The sequence below is a fragment of the Planococcus halocryophilus genome (assembly GCF_001687585.2).
In the GTDB taxonomy this organism is placed as follows: Bacteria; Bacillota; Bacilli; order Bacillales_A; family Planococcaceae; genus Planococcus; species Planococcus halocryophilus.
The window spans coordinates 3,329,477-3,349,735 of the sequence record NZ_CP016537.2 but is presented as its reverse complement, the minus strand read 5'-3'; the positions used below and the strand labels follow the sequence as shown (position 1 = coordinate 3,349,735).

Annotated in this window: 14 protein-coding genes and 1 pseudogene; 11 read left to right on the top strand and 4 right to left on the bottom strand. The window is 38.5% G+C overall.

Annotated elements, in window-relative coordinates; translation table 11 throughout:
* Positions 1–10 precede the first annotated feature (10 nt).
* The 7 genes from BBI08_RS16475 to BBI08_RS16445 all read left to right on the top strand — a co-directional run bounded on the left by BBI08_RS16475 (position 11) and on the right by BBI08_RS16445 (position 10,853).
* Complete coding sequence (locus BBI08_RS16475; RefSeq protein WP_008497591.1) at positions 11–1,237, top strand: amidohydrolase family protein; 1,227 nt, start codon at positions 11–13, stop codon at positions 1,235–1,237.
* A 22-nt stretch (positions 1,238–1,259) separates the two neighbouring features.
* On the top strand, positions 1,260–2,480 hold the full coding sequence (locus BBI08_RS16470) for an amidohydrolase (protein ID WP_008497590.1): 1,221 nt from the start codon (positions 1,260–1,262) through the stop codon (positions 2,478–2,480).
* A gap of 20 nt (positions 2,481–2,500) precedes the next feature.
* A complete protein-coding gene (locus BBI08_RS16465) occupies positions 2,501–3,667 on the top strand; it encodes an ankyrin repeat domain-containing protein (RefSeq protein ID WP_065528350.1) in 1,167 nt (388 codons plus the stop codon).
* Between the two features lie 178 nt (positions 3,668–3,845).
* On the top strand, positions 3,846–5,738 hold the full coding sequence (locus BBI08_RS16460; RefSeq protein WP_008497587.1) for a PTS mannitol transporter subunit IICBA: 1,893 nt from the start codon (positions 3,846–3,848) through the stop codon (positions 5,736–5,738).
* Between the two features lie 95 nt (positions 5,739–5,833).
* Positions 5,834–7,921, top strand: coding sequence for a BglG family transcription antiterminator (locus BBI08_RS16455; RefSeq protein ID WP_008497586.1), 2,088 nt, complete (start codon positions 5,834–5,836; stop codon positions 7,919–7,921).
* Positions 7,922–7,926: 5 nt separating this feature from the next.
* On the top strand, positions 7,927–9,066 hold the full coding sequence (locus BBI08_RS16450) for a mannitol-1-phosphate 5-dehydrogenase (protein ID WP_008497585.1): 1,140 nt from the start codon (positions 7,927–7,929) through the stop codon (positions 9,064–9,066).
* Between the two features lie 287 nt (positions 9,067–9,353).
* Positions 9,354–10,853 (top strand): malate:quinone oxidoreductase, encoded by a 1,500-nt coding sequence (locus BBI08_RS16445; RefSeq protein ID WP_008497584.1) that lies wholly within the window; start codon positions 9,354–9,356, stop codon positions 10,851–10,853.
* Positions 10,854–10,929: 76 nt separating this feature from the next.
* Here the strand turns inward: BBI08_RS16445 and BBI08_RS16440 are convergent, their stop codons facing one another.
* From BBI08_RS16440 to glcT, 3 genes are all read right to left on the bottom strand, one after another.
* Positions 10,930–11,472, bottom strand: a complete 543-nt coding sequence (locus tag BBI08_RS16440) for an ECF transporter S component (RefSeq protein ID WP_040850800.1) — start codon at positions 11,470–11,472, stop codon at positions 10,930–10,932.
* A gap of 164 nt (positions 11,473–11,636) precedes the next feature.
* Complete coding sequence (ptsG, locus tag BBI08_RS16435; RefSeq protein ID WP_008497582.1) at positions 11,637–13,673, bottom strand: glucose-specific PTS transporter subunit IIBC; 2,037 nt, start codon at positions 13,671–13,673, stop codon at positions 11,637–11,639.
* 159 nt (positions 13,674–13,832) lie between these two features.
* A complete protein-coding gene (gene glcT, locus BBI08_RS16430) occupies positions 13,833–14,675 on the bottom strand; it encodes a glucose PTS transporter transcription antiterminator GlcT (RefSeq protein ID WP_008497581.1) in 843 nt (280 codons plus the stop codon).
* 231 nt (positions 14,676–14,906) lie between these two features.
* Here glcT and BBI08_RS16425 point away from each other — a divergent pair, with 231 nt between their 5' ends.
* Positions 14,907–15,788: an HAD family hydrolase gene (locus tag BBI08_RS16425; protein ID WP_008497580.1), complete on the top strand. Its 882-nt coding sequence runs from the start codon at positions 14,907–14,909 to the stop codon at positions 15,786–15,788.
* Positions 15,789–15,867: 79 nt separating this feature from the next.
* Here the strand turns inward: BBI08_RS16425 and BBI08_RS16420 are convergent, their stop codons facing one another.
* On the bottom strand, positions 15,868–16,851 hold the full coding sequence (locus BBI08_RS16420) for a cation diffusion facilitator family transporter (RefSeq protein ID WP_008497579.1): 984 nt from the start codon (positions 16,849–16,851) through the stop codon (positions 15,868–15,870).
* Positions 16,852–17,405: 554 nt separating this feature from the next.
* Here BBI08_RS16420 and BBI08_RS16415 point away from each other — a divergent pair.
* From BBI08_RS16415 to BBI08_RS16405, 3 genes and pseudogenes are all read left to right on the top strand, one after another.
* Positions 17,406–18,232 (top strand): annotated as a pseudogene (locus tag BBI08_RS16415) (NAD(P)-binding domain-containing protein).
* Positions 18,233–18,430: 198 nt separating this feature from the next.
* Positions 18,431–18,949, top strand: coding sequence for a TRAP transporter small permease (locus BBI08_RS16410; protein WP_008497578.1), 519 nt, complete (start codon positions 18,431–18,433; stop codon positions 18,947–18,949).
* A 33-nt stretch (positions 18,950–18,982) separates the two neighbouring features.
* On the top strand, positions 18,983–20,257 hold the full coding sequence (locus BBI08_RS16405) for a TRAP transporter large permease (protein WP_008497577.1): 1,275 nt from the start codon (positions 18,983–18,985) through the stop codon (positions 20,255–20,257).
* The last annotated feature ends 2 nt before the right edge of the window (positions 20,258–20,259 follow it).

Here is a 20,259-nt window from a genome sequence, read left to right as displayed (position 1 = left end):
AGGTACAAACATGAAAAATTACTGGTTAATGAACGTACGATTGGAAAAAGGTTTTAAAAGAGATGGTAATCGCGTTACCGGAACCGAAACAGAAATTGTCCATTTGGAAATTGAAAAGGGTAAGATTAAGTCTATTTCTACCGAATTGCCAAACAATTATTTAGAAAAATACGATGCTGAACATCAACTTCTTCTGCCTTCCTTACGTGAAATGCATATTCATATCGATAAAACTTTTTATAGCGGACCTTGGAAAGCGTGTACACCTATAACAAATGGTATTTTCACTCGATTAGAAGAAGAAAAAGAGCTATTACCAAAACTACTACCAACTGCACAAGAACGAGCAGAAAACATGATCAAGTTGTTAATTTGCAATGGTCATACGCATATACGCACCCATTGCAACGTCGATCCAATTATTGGATTGAAAAATCTTGAAGCAACCGTACAAGCGCTTGAAAACTACAAACACACAATCACTTACGATATCGTTGCATTTCCACAACATGGTTTGCTTAGAAGCGATTCAGTAAAATTAATGAGAGAAGCGATGAAGAGCGGTGCAACTTTAGTTGGCGGCGTAGATCCAGCAACCGTAGATCGCCATATCGAACGTTCCTTATCAACTGTCTTTGATATAGCTGCCGAACACAATAAAGGCATCGACTTGCACCTTCACGACCCAGATACACTCGGGGCTTTTACATTTAGTCGACTTGCTGACTATACAAACCAAGCAAATATGCAAGGTCGTGTAACAATCAGTCACGGCATAGCTCTGGGTGACTTAGAAGAGGACGTTCTTACATCAACGCTTGCAGCATTACGCGAAAGTCAGATTGATATAACGACAACAATTCCAATTAATCGTCCAACAATTCCAGTTGCAAAAATTGATCAGGCGGGCATCAAGGTTTCGCTTGGCCATGACAGTATTACGGATCACTGGTCGCCATTCGGCACTGGAAATACGATTCGGAAATTAGGAGTCCTTGCAGAACGATTTAAATATAGCGATGAATATTCGTTAAATCGTCTTTTGAAATACGCTACAGGTGGAATAACGCCTCTTAATGAACAAGGAGAAAGAGTATGGCCGCAAATTGGTGATACTGCATCAATGATTCTAGTTAATGCAAGCTGTACAGCAGAGGCAATTGCTAGAAGAGCTGATATAAAAGCTGTCTTTTTTAAAGGGCAAGAAATCAAAAATAAACTGCCGCAAATGCAGTGAACAGGTAGAAGGAGGAAATTTGATGGGTACAGCAGTATGGATAAAAAATGTACTTTTAGAAGAGGGTCTTAGTACAAGCTCCAACAACTCACTGGAAACACACACTGCCCTTTATCACTTAAAGATTGAAGGTGGTAAAATCACAGAAAAAAAACTTGCGACTGAACCAATTGAAACTGGCATAAAAACGATGGATGCTAAAGGGCTACTCGGCCTGCCTTCTTTTAAAGAAATGCACAATCATTTAGATAAAACTTATCTTTCGCTCGACTGGAAAGCTTGCCAGCCTGTTTCAAATTTAAAACAGCGGTTGAACTTAGAATCAATTGAACTAGAAGAGCTTTCTGAAACAGTGGAACAGCGTGCCACTGCAATGATTCAATTACTCCAGTCAAAAGGTGCGACCCATATTCGAACTCACGTAAATATTGATCCATATATTGGCCTTAAAAATCTAGAAGGCATACGCTCGGTATTAGAAGCTCATTCCGATAAGCTCAGTTACGAGATTGTAGCGTTCCCCCAACACGGGCTATTAAATGGAGATGTTCCTGGATTAATGAAAAAAGCGATGCGTTCAGGTGCGACAATGGTTGGTGGATTAGACCCAGCTGGTATCGATAGAAACATTGAAAAGTCACTCGATATGATGATGAATATAGCGACTGAATTCGATGCCGATATCGATATTCATCTACATGACAGTGGACAAGTCGGTTATTATACGACCGAAAAGCTAATTGAATTAACAAAACAAGCACAATGGCAAAATCGTGTCGCGGTCAGTCATGCTTTTAACTTGGGTGAATCACCAATTGCTCAGCAAGAGAAAATAGCAAAAGAATTAGCAGAAGTCGGAATGGCTATTATGTCTACTGTGCCAATTACAAAAACAATGCCACCTGTAGCACTACTGGATCAACAAGGTGTTAATGTTCATTTTGGATGTGACGGATTTTATGATTCTTGGTCGCCATATGGCTCAGGAGATTTGCTAGAAAAAGCCTCACTGTACAGTGAAGTTTATCGGAAAAGTGACGAACGCGGCTTGGCCAATTCATTGAAGTTTATAACAAATGGAATTACTCCTTTATCCGATACAGGAGATGTGGTGTGGCCAACTGTTGGCGACGAAGCAGACTTTGTTTTTGTAGAAGCCTCATGCTCTGCTGAAGCGGTGGCTCGTACGCCAGAAAGAAAAGCGGTCGTATTCCGTGGGAAGTTAGTATATGGAGAACTTTGAGAGAAAAGTGGGACAAATAGATGACGATAGATTTTAACGATAAAAGCCTCTTGTCAGCAAGTGCCTCGGGAGATTTAGAACAAGTCAGAATGTTGCTAGATAAAAAGGTCAGTATTCAATACAAAGATGAATTTGGTCAAACTGCATTGATGCAGTCTGTTTTGTCTAATCACTTTGCAATAACTGAATTTCTGTTAAAAGAAGGAAGTAATCCGAATCATAAAGACTCTACAGGATTAAGTCCGTTCATTGCAGCAGGAGCCAACGGTTTTTCGGCTTCACTAAAGTTGATGACGCGATATAGTGCAGATGTCAATAGCGTGAATCGCTTTGGAGGAACAGCATTGCTGCCATCTAGCGAAAAAGGCTATGTCAAAACAGTTCAATACTGTTTGGAGGCGGGGGTTCCAGTAAATCATATAAACAAACTCGGCTGGACCGCCCTCCATGAAGCGGTTGTTTTAGGTGACGGGGGTCATTTGTATGCACTCGTCATTCGATTGCTACTAGAAGCAGGTGCCGATTTTCAAATTAAAGATCGACAAGGTTTAAGTTCTCATGACCACGCTCAAATGAGAGATCAAACCAGAATAATCGAGCTTTTTAAAAATGGTGCATCAGATGATACACCATTAGAAAACAAATTGTTTTTTCTATATAAAAAAGAAGCCTATGATGAGGCATTGAATGTCATTGAAAATGCTTTATCTGCTGGCGAAAACCTTAATAAGCTTTCTTTTTGGAAAGGGTTAATACTCCAGGAAATAAAAGAGTTTAATCGTGCAATCGCTGCTTACAGTAAGGGCATAAGAGACGATAAGCAGTTTTATTTCTATATAGCAAATTGCTATCGGTTAATGGGGAAAGCAGAGGAAGCATTACAGACGTTTGATAAAGCAACCAAAGAAAATCCGGAAACCTCATTTTTTCAATATCACAAATCTAATTATTTAAGAGAGATTGGTAGGCACCTTGAGGCAATAGTAGTAATGGATCAGCTATTAGAGAATTCGTCGAATCGGACCGACTATCTATTTCATAAAGCGAATAGTTTACGAGCTTTAGAAAAGCATAATGAGGCAATCCAAGCAATGAATATAGCAATTCATTACGATGCTAGTAGTGATCTGTTTAAAGAGCATAAAAATCTTTCAATTAAATTGATAAAAGTAAGTAAGAAAAATTAAGTAAAGACCAAGAAAAAAACTGTTGATACTCAACAGTTTTTTTCTTGGTCTTTAAAAACAACAACCATGTCGTGACAAGCCCGACAAAGTTGACTTTCCTAGTTGTTGAATGCGCTTCCATTAGCGGTCTATGATAGAAGTACATCATGACAAACTATTTTTAAAAGGAGAGGATCACATGAAGGTGCGGGTACAAAAATTCGGTAACTTTTTAAGTTCTATGGTTTTACCTAACATTGGTGCATTTATTGCATGGGGGTTAATTACAGCCCTATTTATTCCAACAGGTTTTTTTCCGAATGAGGAATTCAGCAAATTAGTAGGCCCAATGGTTATCTACATGTTGCCACTTCTTATTGGATATACAGGTGGCCGGTTGATTTATGAGCAACGAGGCGCTGTAGTTGGTACGATTGCGACAATGGGGGTTATTATCGGAGCTCCTGATACACCAATGTTCTTAGGTGCCATGATCATGGGACCACTTGGCGCATATGTTATTAAAAAGTTTGACCAATTGATAGAAGGAAAAATACGTACAGGTTTTGAAATGCTAGTGAATAATTTCTCAGCAGGTATTTTAGGTGGGGGATTAGCGCTTCTTGCATTTAAAGGAATTGGACCAGCTGTAAGTGCGTTTACAGATGTTCTTGTTACGGGCGTAGACTGGTTGTTAGAAGCGGGATTACTACCGCTAACGAGTATTTTAATCGAACCGGCAAAAATTCTGTTCTTGAATAATGCGATTAACCACGGTGTGTTAACACCTATTGGATTAGAGCAAGTTCAACAAACAGGTAAATCAATTCTGTTTCTACTAGAAGCTAATCCAGGACCTGGTCTTGGTGTGTTACTTGGGTTTATGTTTTTTGGAAAAGGAATTGCCAAGCAATCTGCACCAGGTGCGGCGATCATCCATTTCCTTGGTGGGATTCATGAAATTTATTTCCCTTACGTATTAATGAAACCAATGCTACTGTTAGCTGTTGTAGCTGGTGGTATGAGTGGCGTATTTACACTTGTATTAATGGGTGGCGGATTGGTTGCTCCAGCATCACCGGGGAGTATTATAGCGATTACCGCCGTTACACCGCCTGAAGGAATGGCATACTTAGCCAACTTTACAGCAATCTTTGTTGCAACAGCTGTTTCTTTCGTCATTTCAGCAATCATTTTGAAATCGAGTAAACAAACAGATGATGATATGGAAGAAGCAACAAAAAAAATGGAACAAATGAAGGGTAAAAAAAGTTCTATTTCCCGGGAAATAACGTCATCTAACTCAGTTGAAAATGGTGCTTTCCCGCTAAATGCACAAAAAATCGTCTTTGCTTGTGATGCGGGTATGGGTTCAAGTGCGATGGGAGCTTCTCTATTACGCAAAAAAGTAAAAGAAGCAGGGCTGAATGTATCGGTATCCAATACGGCAATCAGTACAATTCCTTCAGACGCTCAAATCGTTATTACGCAAGAAAAGTTAACACCGCGTGCTGAAAACAAAGTACCGGATGCTTATCATATTTCAGTGGATAATTTCTTATCGAGCCCTGAATACGATCTGCTTATCGATCGCTTGCAAAATGGAGAAACAGAAGTGCCTGCTGCTGTTGAAGAACATGTCCCATCGGCTTCAAGTGTTGAGGAAGATCAGCTGTTACGAGAAGAGAATGTTTTTATTGGACAACGCTTCCGTACAAAAGAAGAAGTTATTCGTTTTGCAGGTCAGGCATTAGTTAAAGCCGGTTATGTTGAAGAGTCTTATGTAGACGAAATGTTAAAGCGGGAAGAGATCACGACCACGTATATGGGCAATAATGTCGCAATTCCTCATGGCACAGAAGATGCGAAAAAATCTGTCATCAAGTCAGGCTTTACTGTTATTCAAGTGCCAAATGGAGTAGACTTTGATGGACAGAGTGCAAAAATGATTTTCGGGATTGCCGGAAAAGATGGAACACATTTAGAAATTCTTTCGGGAATCGCAGTGATTTGTGCCGATCAAACCAACGTCGATCGATTAGTTGAAGCGAAATCTGCGAAAGAAATAATCGACATCATTAACGGCAATTAAATAACACTAATAGAAAGGTGGGATTTCCTGCCTTTTTGTTCTATCTACATTTTCAAGTACGAAATAGGCAGTTAAAAACGAAATGAGGGGCAACTATGTTTATCACGTTTAGAGAAAAATCTATTATTGAATTGATTGTTAGAACCTCTGGAAAACATACGGTTCATTCCTTATCTTCGTATTTAGATGTCAGTGCTCGGACAATTCAACGAGATTTAAAATCAATCGAAAAAACCTTGCAAGAATTTGATTTAACCATTGAACGGACAGTAGATGAGGGGCTTTTAATTACGGGACCTAATGATCAAATTTATCGACTTATACAGAATTTGATAACAGTTAGTCCGGCAGATGAGACTCCTGAAGAGCGAAAGTTAAAGCTGCTAATTATTTTATTGCACGAAGGTCCGTTTTTTAAAAAGCAAGTGCTCGCAGGTCAGTTAGGAATCAGTAATGCTACATTATCTGCTCATTTAGATGATTTATCTGACTGGCTACAGAAGTTTTCGGTTCAGTTATCGAGAACAAAAGGTGTCGGTATAGAGGTTGATGGTAGAGAAGCCAATAAGCGACATGCACTAGGCAGTTTTATGTTGGCGTATTTTTATGAAGAAATAATTGAGAGTTTATATTTTCTTCAACAAGGAAGAAGTCAGAAAGAAAATATTCTTGGATACTTTTTCCCGCAGTATTTGACAGTAGTGGATCGTTTAGTAAAACAAAAAATCAATCAGGAACAAATAAAGTTAGCAGATAGTGATTATGTAGGATTAGTTGTTTATAGTTGCATGACGCTTCAGCGAGCAGAAAAAGGGTTCTTACTGGAAACGCTAGAATTGGTAGAGAAGAGCTCTACTAGCGAGTATCAGTTGATAGAGAATGTGTGCAAAGAATTGAGTGAGCAACTTTCTGTTCAGTTATCAATAGCTGACACACATTTTTTATCGGTTATATTAAAGGGATCTAAAGTCCAAGCGGCTAACAGTTCTTACTACGATAGTGTCTTGTTAGGACGAAAAGTCAAAAACTTGATCCGTAACGTATCGTCACAGTTGGGTGTCGATCTTATCGATGACTTCTCACTATATCAAGGGCTATTGGCACATATGGAACCATTAATTTTCCGTTTAAATCAAAATCTCGAATCCTTCAATCCGTTAACGGATGAGATTAAACGTAAATATCCGGTCCTGTTTATGGCTGTTAAACAAGGGATGGAGAATGAGTTCGAAAGTTTAAACTTCTCTGCTGACGAGACGGCTTTTGTTGTTCTTCATTTTGGTTCAGCTTTATTAATGGGAGAAGAAAAAATTCAAATTGATGCAGTTATTATTTGTCCGTCGGGAATAGGTACTTCAAAAATGCTGGCAAGTCGTATTCAAAAAGAACTTCCTGAAATCAATTCAGTAAAAATTCTTTCAATAAAAGATTTTCAAGCAGCTGACTTCAAAGATTACGATTTGGTCATTTCAACCATTCGATTGCCTGTTACAGAAGTAGATTATATTCGAGTGAGCCCTTTATTGAACGAGCGAGATATCGGGTACATTGAAAGTTACTTGCAGAATAATGTAAAGAAAATTACTGGTAAAACGCATTATTTAAATCGCGAAAAGACGAGCGACACACAGACAACAAAAAACCGACCAAATATCCAACAAATGCTGCAAGAAATAAAACAAGTACAGCATAGTATGGATGTGATTTTGAGCAATTTTAAAGTAGTTCGTCAACAATTTGCTGCGGATCATTGGGAGATTTTACAGGAAGTTTTAGAAATGGCGAAAAAAGACGGGGTAGTAACAAACGTAGCTTCCGCCATGAGTGAACTAAAAGAACGAGAGAACAAAGGCGGTCTTGGGATTCCGGAAACGACTATGGCACTTTACCATTGCCGTGATGAATCGGTCCAAGAGCTGTTGTTTCAAATCATCCATCTAGATAACCCGCTTATCGTTAAAGGAATGGATGGCAAAGACATGCAAATGAAACATTTGTTGTTGATGCTAGCGCCAACTGTATTGACTGACCGACAACAAGAAATCTTGAGCTTAATTAGCACGAGCTTGATTGAAAATAATCAAGCAATGATGATTTTTACTTCTTCCAACGAAAAGGCCATTCGGCAGAAGTTAGAAGAGATTTTTTTAGAGTATCTACAAAATAATTTGATAAAGGAATGATGACAGTGAAACAAGCCGTTCATTTTGGAGCAGGAAATATTGGTAGAGGATTTATCGGGGCTTTATTTTCCGAATCAGGCTATCACGTGACGTTTGTGGACGTGGCAGAGCAAGTAATCAATAAATTAAATGAAGAAAAAAGCTATCACGTAAAATTAGCTCAATCACAGGAAGAACAAATCACAATTGAAAACGTTTCGGGGATTAATAATATGACACACGCTGAAGACGTTATTGGAGTGATTCAACATGCGACTTATTTAACAACAGCGATTGGTCCAAATATCTTGCCGAGAATCGCTCCATTAATTGCGCGTGGATTAACAGAACGTGTTTCGGTGACAGATGAAAAACTGTATATCATCGCTTGTGAAAACCAAATTGGCGCGACCGATATTTTAAAGCAACACATTCTAGACAGTTTAGATGACGATATAAAAGCGAAACTAGAAGGGAAAGTATATTTCTTTAACTCGGCTGTTGACCGCATTGTACCTATCCAAGACCAAAGTTCTTTAGATGTGTTAGTAGAACCGTATTTCGAATGGGTAGTGGAAACGACAGAAACTATTCCTCCTGTAACCGGCATGACATTGGTCGAAGATCTCGCTCCTTTTATTGAACGGAAGTTGTTCACAGTGAATACGGGTCATGCTGTTATTGCCTATTTGGGGTATTTAGCAGGAAAAGAAACAATCGACGAAACATTGGCTGATGAAGAGATTGTTACTCAAGTCAGAGAGACACTTAAAGAGACTGGGGCGTATTTAGTAAAAGAATATGGACTTGATGAACAACAGCATTTGGCTTATATCGATAAAAACATTGAACGCTTTAAGAATACTTACTTAAATGACGGAGTTACACGAGTAGGGCGTGCACCTATTCGGAAGTTAGGACCTGAAGATCGATTGGTTCGCCCTGCTACACAAGCACAAAAAGCAGGGTTGGCGTATACTCACTTAGCAAACGCGATTGCGGCTGCGTTATTGTTTGATTATCCAGAAGACGAAGAAGCGATGGAAATTCAGAAAATAATTCAAGACAAGGGACCTGCGACTGTTTTAACTACCATTAGTGGTTTGCCTGAAGACAGTGACATTACAAAAGAAGTAGTAAGACGCTATCATGCATTGAAAGCTTAATATAGGTAGGATTAAAGGATAAGTAAAACTGAAAGGGCAGACACGTTAAAAAAGCGTGTCTGCCTTTTTTTATAGGTTAACAATAGAAAAGAAGCTCTTGCTTTTGCAGACGCATGAAGTGAGGTATAATGGACAGGCAAAAGCAGATAGGTACAATCAGGAAATATGATATAATTATATAATTGAGGCAGAAAAGGTGTGTTTTATGGTTGAACCTGGCTTTTTGTATTATTTGATCAGGAGCAAGCTGCACCTATTTGCAAATATACGGGATAAGGAAGGTTTTAATGGACAACCAACAGAATAACAAAAATATCATCTTAATAGGCGCCGGAGTTATGAGTGCAACTTTGGGAGCAATGCTTAAAGAGCTAGCCCCTGAGTGGAATATTAAAGTGTTTGAGAAACTTGAAAAAGCAGGCGCTGAAAGTTCTAATGAATGGAATAATGCAGGTACAGGCCACGCAGCACTTTGCGAACTGAACTATACACCAGAACAAGAGGATGGCTCGATCGATATTAAAAAAGCGAGCAGCATCAACGAACAATTCCAACTTTCTAGACAATTTTGGTCGTTTCTTGTAAACAATAAACGCATTGAAAACCCAAAAGACTTTATCATGTCGATTCCTCACATGAGCATGGTTCAAGGCGAAGACAATGTCCGCTTTTTAAAAAATCGTTTTGACGCTTTGACGAAAAGTCCATTGTTTAAAGGGATGGAATTCTCAACGGAAACCGAAAAGTTAAAAGAATGGATGCCTCTTATTATGGAGGGCCGTACTTCAACTGAAGCTATCGCAGCAACGAAAATCGATACAGGGACTGACGTCAACTTTGGGGCGTTAACCGAAATGTTATTTGAGTACTTGGGCGAACAACAAGTCGAACTGAATTACAACCATGCAGTCAAAGACATTAAACGTAACAGCGACAGCACATGGGAAGTAAAAGTGCAGGACCTTGAAAACAACAAAATCGAATACCATAGTGCGGACTTCGTCTTTATCGGTGGTGGTGGCGGAAGCTTGCCATTGTTACAAAAAACAGGCATTCCTGAATCGAAGCAAATTGGTGGATTCCCGGTTAGTGGTTTGTTCTTAGTCTGCAACGACCCTGAAATTGTGGAACAACATCATGCAAAAGTATACGGTAAAGCAAAAGTTGGCGCTCCGCCAATGTCTGTACCTCATTTGGACACACGCTATATCGACAACAAGAAATCATTATTGTTCGGACCGTTTGCTGGATTCTCTCCAAAATTCCTGAAAACAGGATCGAATATGGACTTGATCGGCTCTGTAAAACCGAACAACGTCTTTACGATGCTTGCTGCAGGGGCAAAAGAAATGTCATTAACGAAGTATCTTGTGCAACAAGTCTTGCTTTCGAATGAAAAACGCGTAGAAGAATTGCGTGAATTTATCCCAACTGCGAAACTTGAAGATTGGGAAGTAGTTGTTGCAGGACAACGGGTACAAGTGATTAAAGATACAGATAAAGGCAAAGGAACGCTTCAGTTTGGTACAGAAATTGTAACGGCTGCTGATGGTTCTATTGCTGCATTACTAGGAGCTTCACCTGGTGCATCTACGGCAGTTCATGCGATGCTTGAAATTTTCCGAAGATGTTTCCCAGAACAAGTAGGCGAATGGGAACCAAAAATCAAAGAAATGATTCCGTCTTACGGCTTGTCATTGTCTGAAAATCCTGAGCTTCTCCAAGAAATCCATGCATCAACTGCAAAAGCATTGCAGTTAGACGAGAAGAATACAATCACAAAATAAGTCGTTACAAAACACATTTTAAAAACCCCGTTCATCTGAAAAAGATGGACGGGGTTTTGTTGTGAAACAAACTATTCTATTTGAAATAAGGTGTTTTCTTTAAAGCAATAGCTACAGGAATCGCTATAATCAATCCAACTACGTTTTGGACGATGTTTCCTGGAATGGAAGCGGCCGGGATAATCCAGCTACTGAAAATGATAGCTTCGCCTACATAGTAGATAGCAATCATAAGTGGCATTGAAACAGCAGCAGCTAAAATATTGAAAGACGTACTGTTACCAGTTCGATTGCCTGACCAAGCAATTTTCCCGACTAAGTATCCTTGAAGGCCACGAGCTACAATTGTAATCGGTGCCCATAAAGTCCAGCCAGAAACTAAATCGAACAAACCCATCCCAATAGCACCTGCAATCAATCCTTTTTTAGGACCAAAAAGAATGGCGATGATGAAAAGCATAGCTGTTCCGAGGTGAACAAGACCACCATTAGCAGCAATCGGTAAACGAATATTCAATAATAATGTGGCCACAAAGACAAGCGCAATGGCCATCGAACTTAAGATCAAATCAAAGGTACGAGAATTAGCTGTTGGTGAATAGCTAGTTGTTTTTTGCATAATTAGTAACCATCCTATCTTTTCTTTTCAGATAAGATTAGCAGAGCATTGGACTAGTTAAAAGCGTCAATTTCCAATAAAACTTAGGGGTCAGATGAAATAAAAAAAGCCGATCGCATTTGAAGAATCCAAATACAACCGGGCTTTTAGTAGATATTTCTGGATTAAACGACAGATTCTCCGTTAATAATTTCCATAACATCTGTATCTTTCGCTGCAATAGCACCAGATTTTTTAAGTTTTATTGATTGTCCTTCTTCAAGATTAGTGAAGACGACAGGCGTAATAATTGATGCTGCATGTTCAGCGATATAATCCAAGTCCATTTCCATTAAGAGTTGTCCTTGTTCAACCAAATCGCCTTGTTCAATATGTGAAGTAAAGCCTTCACCTTTCAAGTGTACCGTATCAATCCCGATATGGATCAGAATTTCCGTGCCATTATCAGCTGCAATACCAATTGCGTGTTTAGTAGGGAATACAGTAACGACTTTACCATTTACGGGAGAGTATACTTTTCCTTCAGTCGGTTTGATGGCAAAACCATCGCCAACCATTTTACCTGAAAACACTTGGTCAGGAACTTCTGAAATTGGTAAAAGGTCACCTGTCATTGGACTGTTAAATTCCAATGGTGTTGCTGAAACAACAGCGTCTTTACTTGGAGCTGCTGTTTTTGCAGCTGGACGAGGTGATTTCCCATTGATGATGTCCTGCATTTGACCGCGTAAGCTATCCGATACAGGTCCAAAAATAGCTTGAATGTTATTGCCAACTTCCATAACACCTGAAGCACCTAGTTTTTTCAAACGTTTTTTATCAACATTGCCTTTGTCTTCAACACTGACACGTAAACGTGTGATACAAGCATCAAGGTGTGTGATATTTTCTTGTCCGCCCATAGCAGCAAGAATTTCATATGGCAAGTCGCCAATTTCTTCTGTCTCTTCATCGTCTTCTTCATCAATTTCACGTCCAGGCGTCATCAAGTTGAATTTCTGGATAGCAAAACGGAAACCAAAGTAATAAATGACTGAGAATACTAGACCGACGATGATAACCCAGAACCATTCCGTTCTGCCAGGCATAACACCGAAAAGCAGGAAATCGATCAAGCCACCGGAAAATGTCATACCGATTTTAACGTTAAGTAAATGCATGGTCATAAATGATAGTCCTGCAAATATAGCGTGAATACCAAATAACACAGGAGCAACGAACAAGAACGTAAATTCAAGAGGTTCTGTAATTCCTGTAAGGAAAGAAGTTAAAGCACCAGAAGCCATGATACCGCCGACAACTTTCTTTTTCTCAGGACGTGCTGTGTGATATATCGCAAGAGCTGCAGCTGGAAGGCCAAACATCATGAATGGGAATTTACCCGTCATAAATGTACCAGCCGTAAAGTCTACTCCGTCTTGCAATTGCGCAAAGAAAATACGTTGGTCACCGCGGACAATTTCTCCTGCAACAGTTGTATATTGACCAAATTCAAACCAAAATGGTGAGTAGAAAATATGGTGCAAACCAAATGGAATTAATGAACGTTCAACGGTTCCAAAAACGAAAGCCGCAAGCGTACGATTTGTTTCTAGCATAAAGTGAGAAAGAGCGTTCAGGCCACCTTGAGCAAAAGGCCAAACCATAAACATAACGATTCCAAGAAAAACAGCTGAAAACGCAGTAATAATTGGGACAAACCGTTTTCCTGCAAAAAATCCTAAAAACTGTGGCAACTGGATATTATAGAATTTATTGTACAAGAAGGCGGCTAAAATCCCGACGATAATCCCGCCGAAAACACCTGTTTGTAGTGTAGGAATTCCTAGTACATTGGCATATGCCGGGTCAGTAGTCATTTCTAGCGTAATTCCGCCAAACGCTTTCATCGTGACGTTCATGATTAAATAACCAATGATGGCCGCAAGTCCTGCTACACCATCACCACCGGCAAGACCGATCGCAACACCTACAGCAAATAGTAAAGGAAGGTTAGCGAAGACGATTCCGCCCGCTTCTGCCATTACGTATAATAATTGTTGAATCCAATTAGCTCCCATAAAAGGAACCGCTTCCAAAAATGATTCTTGTGCAAAACTAGTACCAAAAGCTAGTAAGATACCAGCAGCAGGTAAAAGTGCAACGGGTAACATTAAAGCTTTACCAACTTTTTGCAATGTACCGAATAAATTAAATGACATGTAATTTCCTCCTCTATGGGTTGTATATGAAAAAACAATTGAATCCATAATAAAAGGCATGAGCAGAAAAGGGAAAAGTCAATAAAAGGACAGTTTTGTCCTATTGGTTAACTTTCATCTTTTCATACTCATGCCTGATCGAATCAGTAACACGTATGGTCAGAATTTATGTGTCAAGCGCTGCAAGTGAATCGTCAAATACATGACTTCTGATTCATCTACAGGCTTATTCAATTGGTTTTGCATTACTTTTATGAGCTTCCAAGCAAGATTATAGCACACAGGATATTCACTTTTCAACATAGCAGCCAATTTATTTTCTTCACTGATAATAGTGCCTTTATCGGCACGGTCAATTGCCCGGTGAAGATGTTGGATTAAGCGGTGGTAGTCGATGTTGTTTTTGTCCAGTTGAATATCTAAGTTGTTTTCGATAATCTCCACCAGTTGTGAAAGTAGGGAATGATAGCGCTTAATATCACGTAACGACTTATCGGTTACCGCGCTGTGAATATGTAGAGCGATAAAGCCAACCTCACCTTCTGGAAAAAAGACACCTGTCCGCTCTTCTATTTTTTGAACAACATCTTTAGCAACAAGGTATTCTTTTGGGTATAGGGACTCTATTTCAAATAAAAAGGGGTTGGAGAATTGAATATCTTTTTTTGCACGGTTAATAGCAAAAGCAATGTGATCGGTTAATGCAACGTGAATATGTTCATTTAGTTCTTTGTCCATTTTTTCTTCGATAAAAAGAAGTAATTCTTGGATAAACGCGATGAGTTTTTCCTCAATATACGGAAGTAGGTTTACATATTGCTCCATTTCTTTTTCATCTTTAAGCAAAAATGTTTTATCGGCTTGGTCAAAAGGAACAGAATCTCCTTTTTTTCGGTTAAAACCGAGACCATTGCCGATTAATACCACTTCTTTATAGACATCATTATGAGCAATAACGACATTATTATTTAATACTTTTTGAATGGTCAAGACCTGTTTCATTTTAACCTCCATCTGCCGCTGGTTATTTTAAACAGCTAGCATAGATAAACAAATTTCCTGTAACGCCAAATGAAAACCGAAAATTTCTCTTTCTATTATTCTAACATTTTCTATCTTTCCGCAGTAGTTCTAATCCTTTTACCGACAGAGAGTTGTACTTTCGTTGAGTTTAGAAATAGCACGGCGTATACTGAGGGGTATCATGTGCATAGAGTAACAGGAGGTAATGGAGTGATTATTAACCCGAAGGCCATCTTTTTAGATATGGATGGAACGATATTAAATCATTATAACGAAGTTAGTTCTGAGACAAAACAAGTTATAGATCAACTGCGTGATCAAGGAATTTTTGTTTTCATTGCGACAGGTAGATCGGCAGACGAACTAGCAGAAATGTTGCCAGAAGGCTTTGCAGTAGACGGCGTTATTACTGCAAATGGCATGGCAGGCTATATTGGCGAGGAAGTCGTATTTGAACACGCGTTGTCGCTAGAGTTGGTAAAAACGATTATTGAGAAAGCACGTAAAAGGAAAATCTATTACGAGCTGTTCCCGCATGGTAACTCGCGATTGGTGCAAGAACAAGACAAAGCCTTTGTTGAAGCGGCAATTCGTGATCCGAAACCTGATTCCGTTCAGATTAACGAATGGATTTCGCGTCAAAAAGCAATAGAGGAAGATATTGAGTGGACTGCAGAAATAACCGGTAATCATTTTTCGAAATTTTACTTTTTCGCAAGAACACGCGATGAAATCGAAGGATGGAAAGCCGAGCTAAAGGAATTGCAAGGAGAGATGAGTTTTTCGATGACACCTTCATCTCCGCACAATGCAGAAGTCATGGTTGCCGATGTCAATAAAGCATCAGGGATCAAAGAAATGCTAGAGAGGTTTGGCTTAACAGGCTGTGAAACGTTAGCCATCGGAGACAGCGATAATGACCTTAAAATGTTCGAATATGTTAGCCATGCTGTAGCGATGAAAAATGCCCCGGATCATATTAAAGAAAAAGTGGATGAAGTTACTGAATTTACTTGCGATGCAAATGGCGTTTCCCAATACTTGAAAACGGTGGTATTGGATAATATGGTTATAAAAGAACCGAAAGCATAAGAAAAAGAAAAGACAATCAAAACCGGAGATTTTTCGCGGTTTTGATTGTCTTTCTTGCTAGTGTCCCAAAATCTAAAAACTACTTTTGATCCCCATTTGAGATCTGACTCCACGTGTCGACGTCATCATCGTCATCAAACTCAATAATTACATCGGTGACATTATCTACAGCTTCTTTAATTTTTTCCTCAATATAGTTTCGAATTTCGTCAGCTTCTTTGATCGTCATATGAGGATCAACTTCAACTTTTAGTTCGACATGTAGGCTTTCGCCTTCTTTAATAACATTTAAGTCTTGGATATCGTTAATATGCGGATGCTGCAAAATACGAGCGCCCATTCTTGCCTGCATTTTCACATCGGCTACTCCAAGTGCTCCCGCAGCATTATCCATAAAGATACGACCTACAACAAAAACAAGTGCAACACCAATGATGATTGAAGCGTAGCCTGTAGCGCTATGGAAAGGTGTATAAGTAGCGACAACAATTGCGCCCATTGCAAGTAACGCACCACCAACTGCGACATTATCTTCTAAAAATACGAGTTTCGAAGCGGGCTTAGCATCTTTAACATGCTTATAACTTTCAGGAATTAATTTAAAGCCTTTTATTTGTTCTTTTGGGAGATGCTCCGTAATTTCCTTCATCGCTTTGTAGAGAACCGCCATTTCGAGCAATGCAGAAGCACCAAGAACACCCATATTCAACCAAAACCAATCTTCCGAATGAGTGGCATTTGAAATGTGATGTATTCCTTCGACAATGGTTTCATAGGCCAAAACCCCAACAATTAAAACAGCCCCGAGTAGCACAAGGTTGACCAGTCGCCCAAATCCTCCAGGAAAGCGTTCTGTCGGTTCTTTTTTACTCAATGCAGAACCAATAAACACAAAAAATTGGTTCGCAGCATCCCCAAAGCTATGCATCATTTCAGCAAACATCGCTACGTTCCCCGTAATCAAATAAGCGGCTGTTTTGAGAATGGCTACGATTGTATTAATAATGGCTGCCCATAAAGCGGACTTTGTGCCGAACTTCATCAAGCCAAAAAGTTCTTTCATGTCGGTTTCTCCTTTCAGTTACGAGATATCCGTAAATTAGTAGTTCATCATTTATTTCCCTTAGTGTCAAAATCAAAACACAAAGATGCTAGAGTGTAGAAATAAGATATATCTCTTCTAATAGTTTACATACTTTAATCAAAATGACTCTATCCTCTATTTTAACTACAACTCTATCTGTCTGTGAAATAAATCTAGTTGTTTTAAAGCGAAGTATAATTTTTTTCAGTGATAGTAGTACGGTAGAGTGATTTATTTGCTAGAAATTGGGATGAAAAAATTTAACTATTATTTATACCTTTCTATTTATGTGGGAGACAAGGTCTTTTAGATGGATAATCTTTTCTCTAAAAAAACTAATAATTTAAATTATTTCTTGAATTTATTCGATTGAGAGTTATAATTAAATTTATAGAACGCAGTTCTACTATATGGAACAAAGTGAAATATAAGCTTTTTATTATGAAGAAAGAGCATCTATTACAATTTCTTAAAAATAAACATCGAACTTGCTTACAGATAGAAGAAATTCACGAGGGACAAGGGGGCAAAAAATGAAGTTAGCAATGATTGGTATTGGAAAAATGGGCTATAATCTATCTTTAAATCTTATTAATCATGGTCATGAAGTAGTTGCTTTTGATGCAAATGAGGCTCAGCTAGATAAAGTAGTGGGAAAAGGTGCTCTTCGTGCAAATTCTTTAGAAAATTTAGTCGAGCAACTGGATCGCCCACGCATATTAATGTTACTAGTGCCAGATGAAGAGGTTACTGAGAATGGTATATCAACATTAAAATCACTCCCTGATAAAGGAGATATTGTTATTGGTGAGGGTAACTCTAATTATAAAAAATTCATTCAATTTGGTGAAGATTTACATGGGGGAAGGAATCCACTTTATGGATTGTGGAACAAGTGGAGATATTTCAGGAGCAAGGAATGGGATATGCACCATGATTGGAGGGAATCCGGAAGCTTATAAATTCATTGAACTGATTTTTCATGATATCTCAGTTGAAAACGGTTACTTTTATACTGATAAGGTGGGTAGTGGCCATTTCTTGAAAATGATTCACAATGGTATCGAATATGGAATGATGCAATCAATTGCAGAAGGCTTCGATATTTTAGACAAAAGTCCATTTGGGTACGATTTCGAAAGACGCTAAACTAGAAGGCATCAAAGGGATAATGAATTCTTCTGATGAGGGAAAATGGATAGTAGAATCTGCTTTAGATTTTCAAGTTCCTGCCCCGGTAATCACGATGTCACTATTAATGCGGTATCTTTCTTTAGAAGATGATACTTGTACTGGCAAAGTCGTTGCAGCATTACGAAATGAATTTGGTAGCCATAAAATAATGAAAAATAAAAGATGATCAATATTTCAAATAGATTTAACTTGTAAAGTGAAAGATAGGAGTTGCTAGGTTTGCAAAAAAAAAACATTGTGATGAATAGTGCATCTCTAAATTAAATTTTTTTAATTATAAATGACGGAATTTTTAGTCTGTTCTAAAAAATAATGATTTGTCCAATAGTGGCTATTATTAAATCTTTTATAAAAGGAGATCAATATGAAAATCCTAAGGTGGTTGGATCGGCATATCGAAGAGGCATTATTAATCCTCTTCTCTACTATTATGGTAGCTGTTATTTTTCTTCAAGTGGTCATGAGACAATTTAACAATTCTTTATCTTGGTCAGAAGAATTGGCGCGTTATAGTTTTATCTGGCTAATTTACATGGGGATAAGTTATGGGGTCAAAAAAGAAAGACATATCAAAGTTGATGTAGCTTTATTACTTCTAAGAGAAAAAGGAAAAATCATTTTAACCATTATTGCTAATTTGTTGTTTGTCGTATTTGCAGTTTTCGTTATCGTTTATGGTTTCGACATCGCAAACCAATTATTAAATTTCGGACAAAAATCACCGGCAAATCAAATTCCAATGGGGTTAGTGTATATGGCTACACCGGTAGGTATGGGACTAACGCTCATTCGTCTTATCCAAAATTTAATTAAACACATTAAAGCCTTGCGAGGTGACTCTGGATCCGTAAGAAAAATAAATGAAATGGATCAAGCTAAATAAATTCGGAATGAATCATCTAGGAGGTTTTAGGAAATGACTCTTGCAGTCTTATTCGGCAGTTTTGCGCTTTTACTAATATTAACTGTGCCAATCGGTATTGCTATTGGCCTTTCTACACTAATTACAATTATGTATACGGGAAGTTTGCCAGTTGAGTTTTTAGCGAAAGAATTGGTCACAGCAGTTGATTCCTTTCCTTTAATGGCGGTTCCATTTTTTATCCTGGCAGGTGAAATTATGGGTAAAGGCGGAATTTCAGAAAGGCTATTCAACGTAGCAAATGCACTTGTTGGGAATAGAACGGGCGGTTTTGCAATCGCAACTATTATTACATGTATGTTTTTTGCAGCCATTTCAGGTTCAGGTCCAGCTACGGTTGCGGCTATTGGAGGAATTATGATTCCGGCAATGGTCCGACAAGGCTATGATATTAAATTTGCGACAGCTGTTGTAGCAGCGGCAGGTTCAATTGGGGTTATAATTCCGCCGAGTATACCGATGGTTATTTATGGAGTAACAGGTAATGTCTCAATTGGGGATCTATTTATCGCAGGTATTATCCCAGGAGTATTAGTTGGTCTTTCTATGATTGTGTGGGTTTATATTTACTCGAAGAAAAAAGGATATAAAGGTATGGGCGAACCAACTTCTTTAAAAAAAATTGGAACGGCTCTCTGGGCTGCTAAATGGGCTATGTTGATTCCAGTTATTATTTTGGGAGGAATTTACGGTGGTATTTTTACGCCTACAGAAGCAGCTGTTATCGCTGTAGTTTACGGCTTATTTGCTTCTATGATTATCTATAGAGAGTTAAAATTCAAAGAACTTCCTAAAGTAATCATTGATTCGGCTTTAACAACTGCCACTGTATTGATTATTGTCGGCACGGCTAACGCATTTGGTCGTTTATTGACAATTGAGCAGATTCCAGGGCAAATTGCAGAAGGATTATTATCTATTTCTACAAATTCGATTGTCATTATCTTGCTAATCACAGTTCTACTATTAATAGTGGGGATGTTTATGGATACTCTTGCAGCAATCATTATATTAACACCTATACTATTACCAGTAGCAGTTCAAATTGGCTACGATCCAGTTCATTTTGGGATTTTAATGGTAGTTAACTTAGCAATTGGATTCTTCACACCACCGGTAGGTGTAAACTTATTTGTAGCTTCAGGTATTTCAGGAGTTTCTATAGAAGCATTATCAAAAGCAGTGTTACCTTTTTTAATTGCAATGTTGTTCACATTATTATTTATAACATTTATACCTCAGATTTCATTAATTCTTATACCAGAGTAAGT

Excerpts from the sequence above, each read along its gene's own strand:
- BBI08_RS16475 (WP_008497591.1), top strand. The coding sequence starts at position 11 with ATGAAAAATTACTGGTTAATGAACGTACGATTGGAAAAAGGTTTTAAA.
- BBI08_RS16470 (WP_008497590.1), top strand. The coding sequence starts at position 1,260 with ATGGGTACAGCAGTATGGATAAAAAATGTACTTTTAGAAGAGGGTCTT.
- BBI08_RS16465 (WP_065528350.1), top strand. The coding sequence starts at position 2,501 with ATGACGATAGATTTTAACGATAAAAGCCTCTTGTCAGCAAGTGCCTCG.
- BBI08_RS16460 (WP_008497587.1), top strand. The coding sequence starts at position 3,846 with ATGAAGGTGCGGGTACAAAAATTCGGTAACTTTTTAAGTTCTATGGTT.
- BBI08_RS16455 (WP_008497586.1), top strand. The coding sequence starts at position 5,834 with ATGTTTATCACGTTTAGAGAAAAATCTATTATTGAATTGATTGTTAGA.
- BBI08_RS16445 (WP_008497584.1), top strand. The coding sequence starts at position 9,354 with ATGGACAACCAACAGAATAACAAAAATATCATCTTAATAGGCGCCGGA.
- BBI08_RS16440 (WP_040850800.1), bottom strand. The coding sequence starts at position 11,472 with ATGCAAAAAACAACTAGCTATTCACCAACAGCTAATTCTCGTACCTTT.
- ptsG (WP_008497582.1), bottom strand. The coding sequence starts at position 13,673 with ATGTCATTTAATTTATTCGGTACATTGCAAAAAGTTGGTAAAGCTTTA.
- glcT (WP_008497581.1), bottom strand. The coding sequence starts at position 14,675 with ATGAAACAGGTCTTGACCATTCAAAAAGTATTAAATAATAATGTCGTT.
- BBI08_RS16420 (WP_008497579.1), bottom strand. The coding sequence starts at position 16,851 with ATGAAAGAACTTTTTGGCTTGATGAAGTTCGGCACAAAGTCCGCTTTA.
- BBI08_RS16410 (WP_008497578.1), top strand. The coding sequence starts at position 18,431 with ATGAAAATCCTAAGGTGGTTGGATCGGCATATCGAAGAGGCATTATTA.
- BBI08_RS16405 (WP_008497577.1), top strand. The coding sequence starts at position 18,983 with ATGACTCTTGCAGTCTTATTCGGCAGTTTTGCGCTTTTACTAATATTA.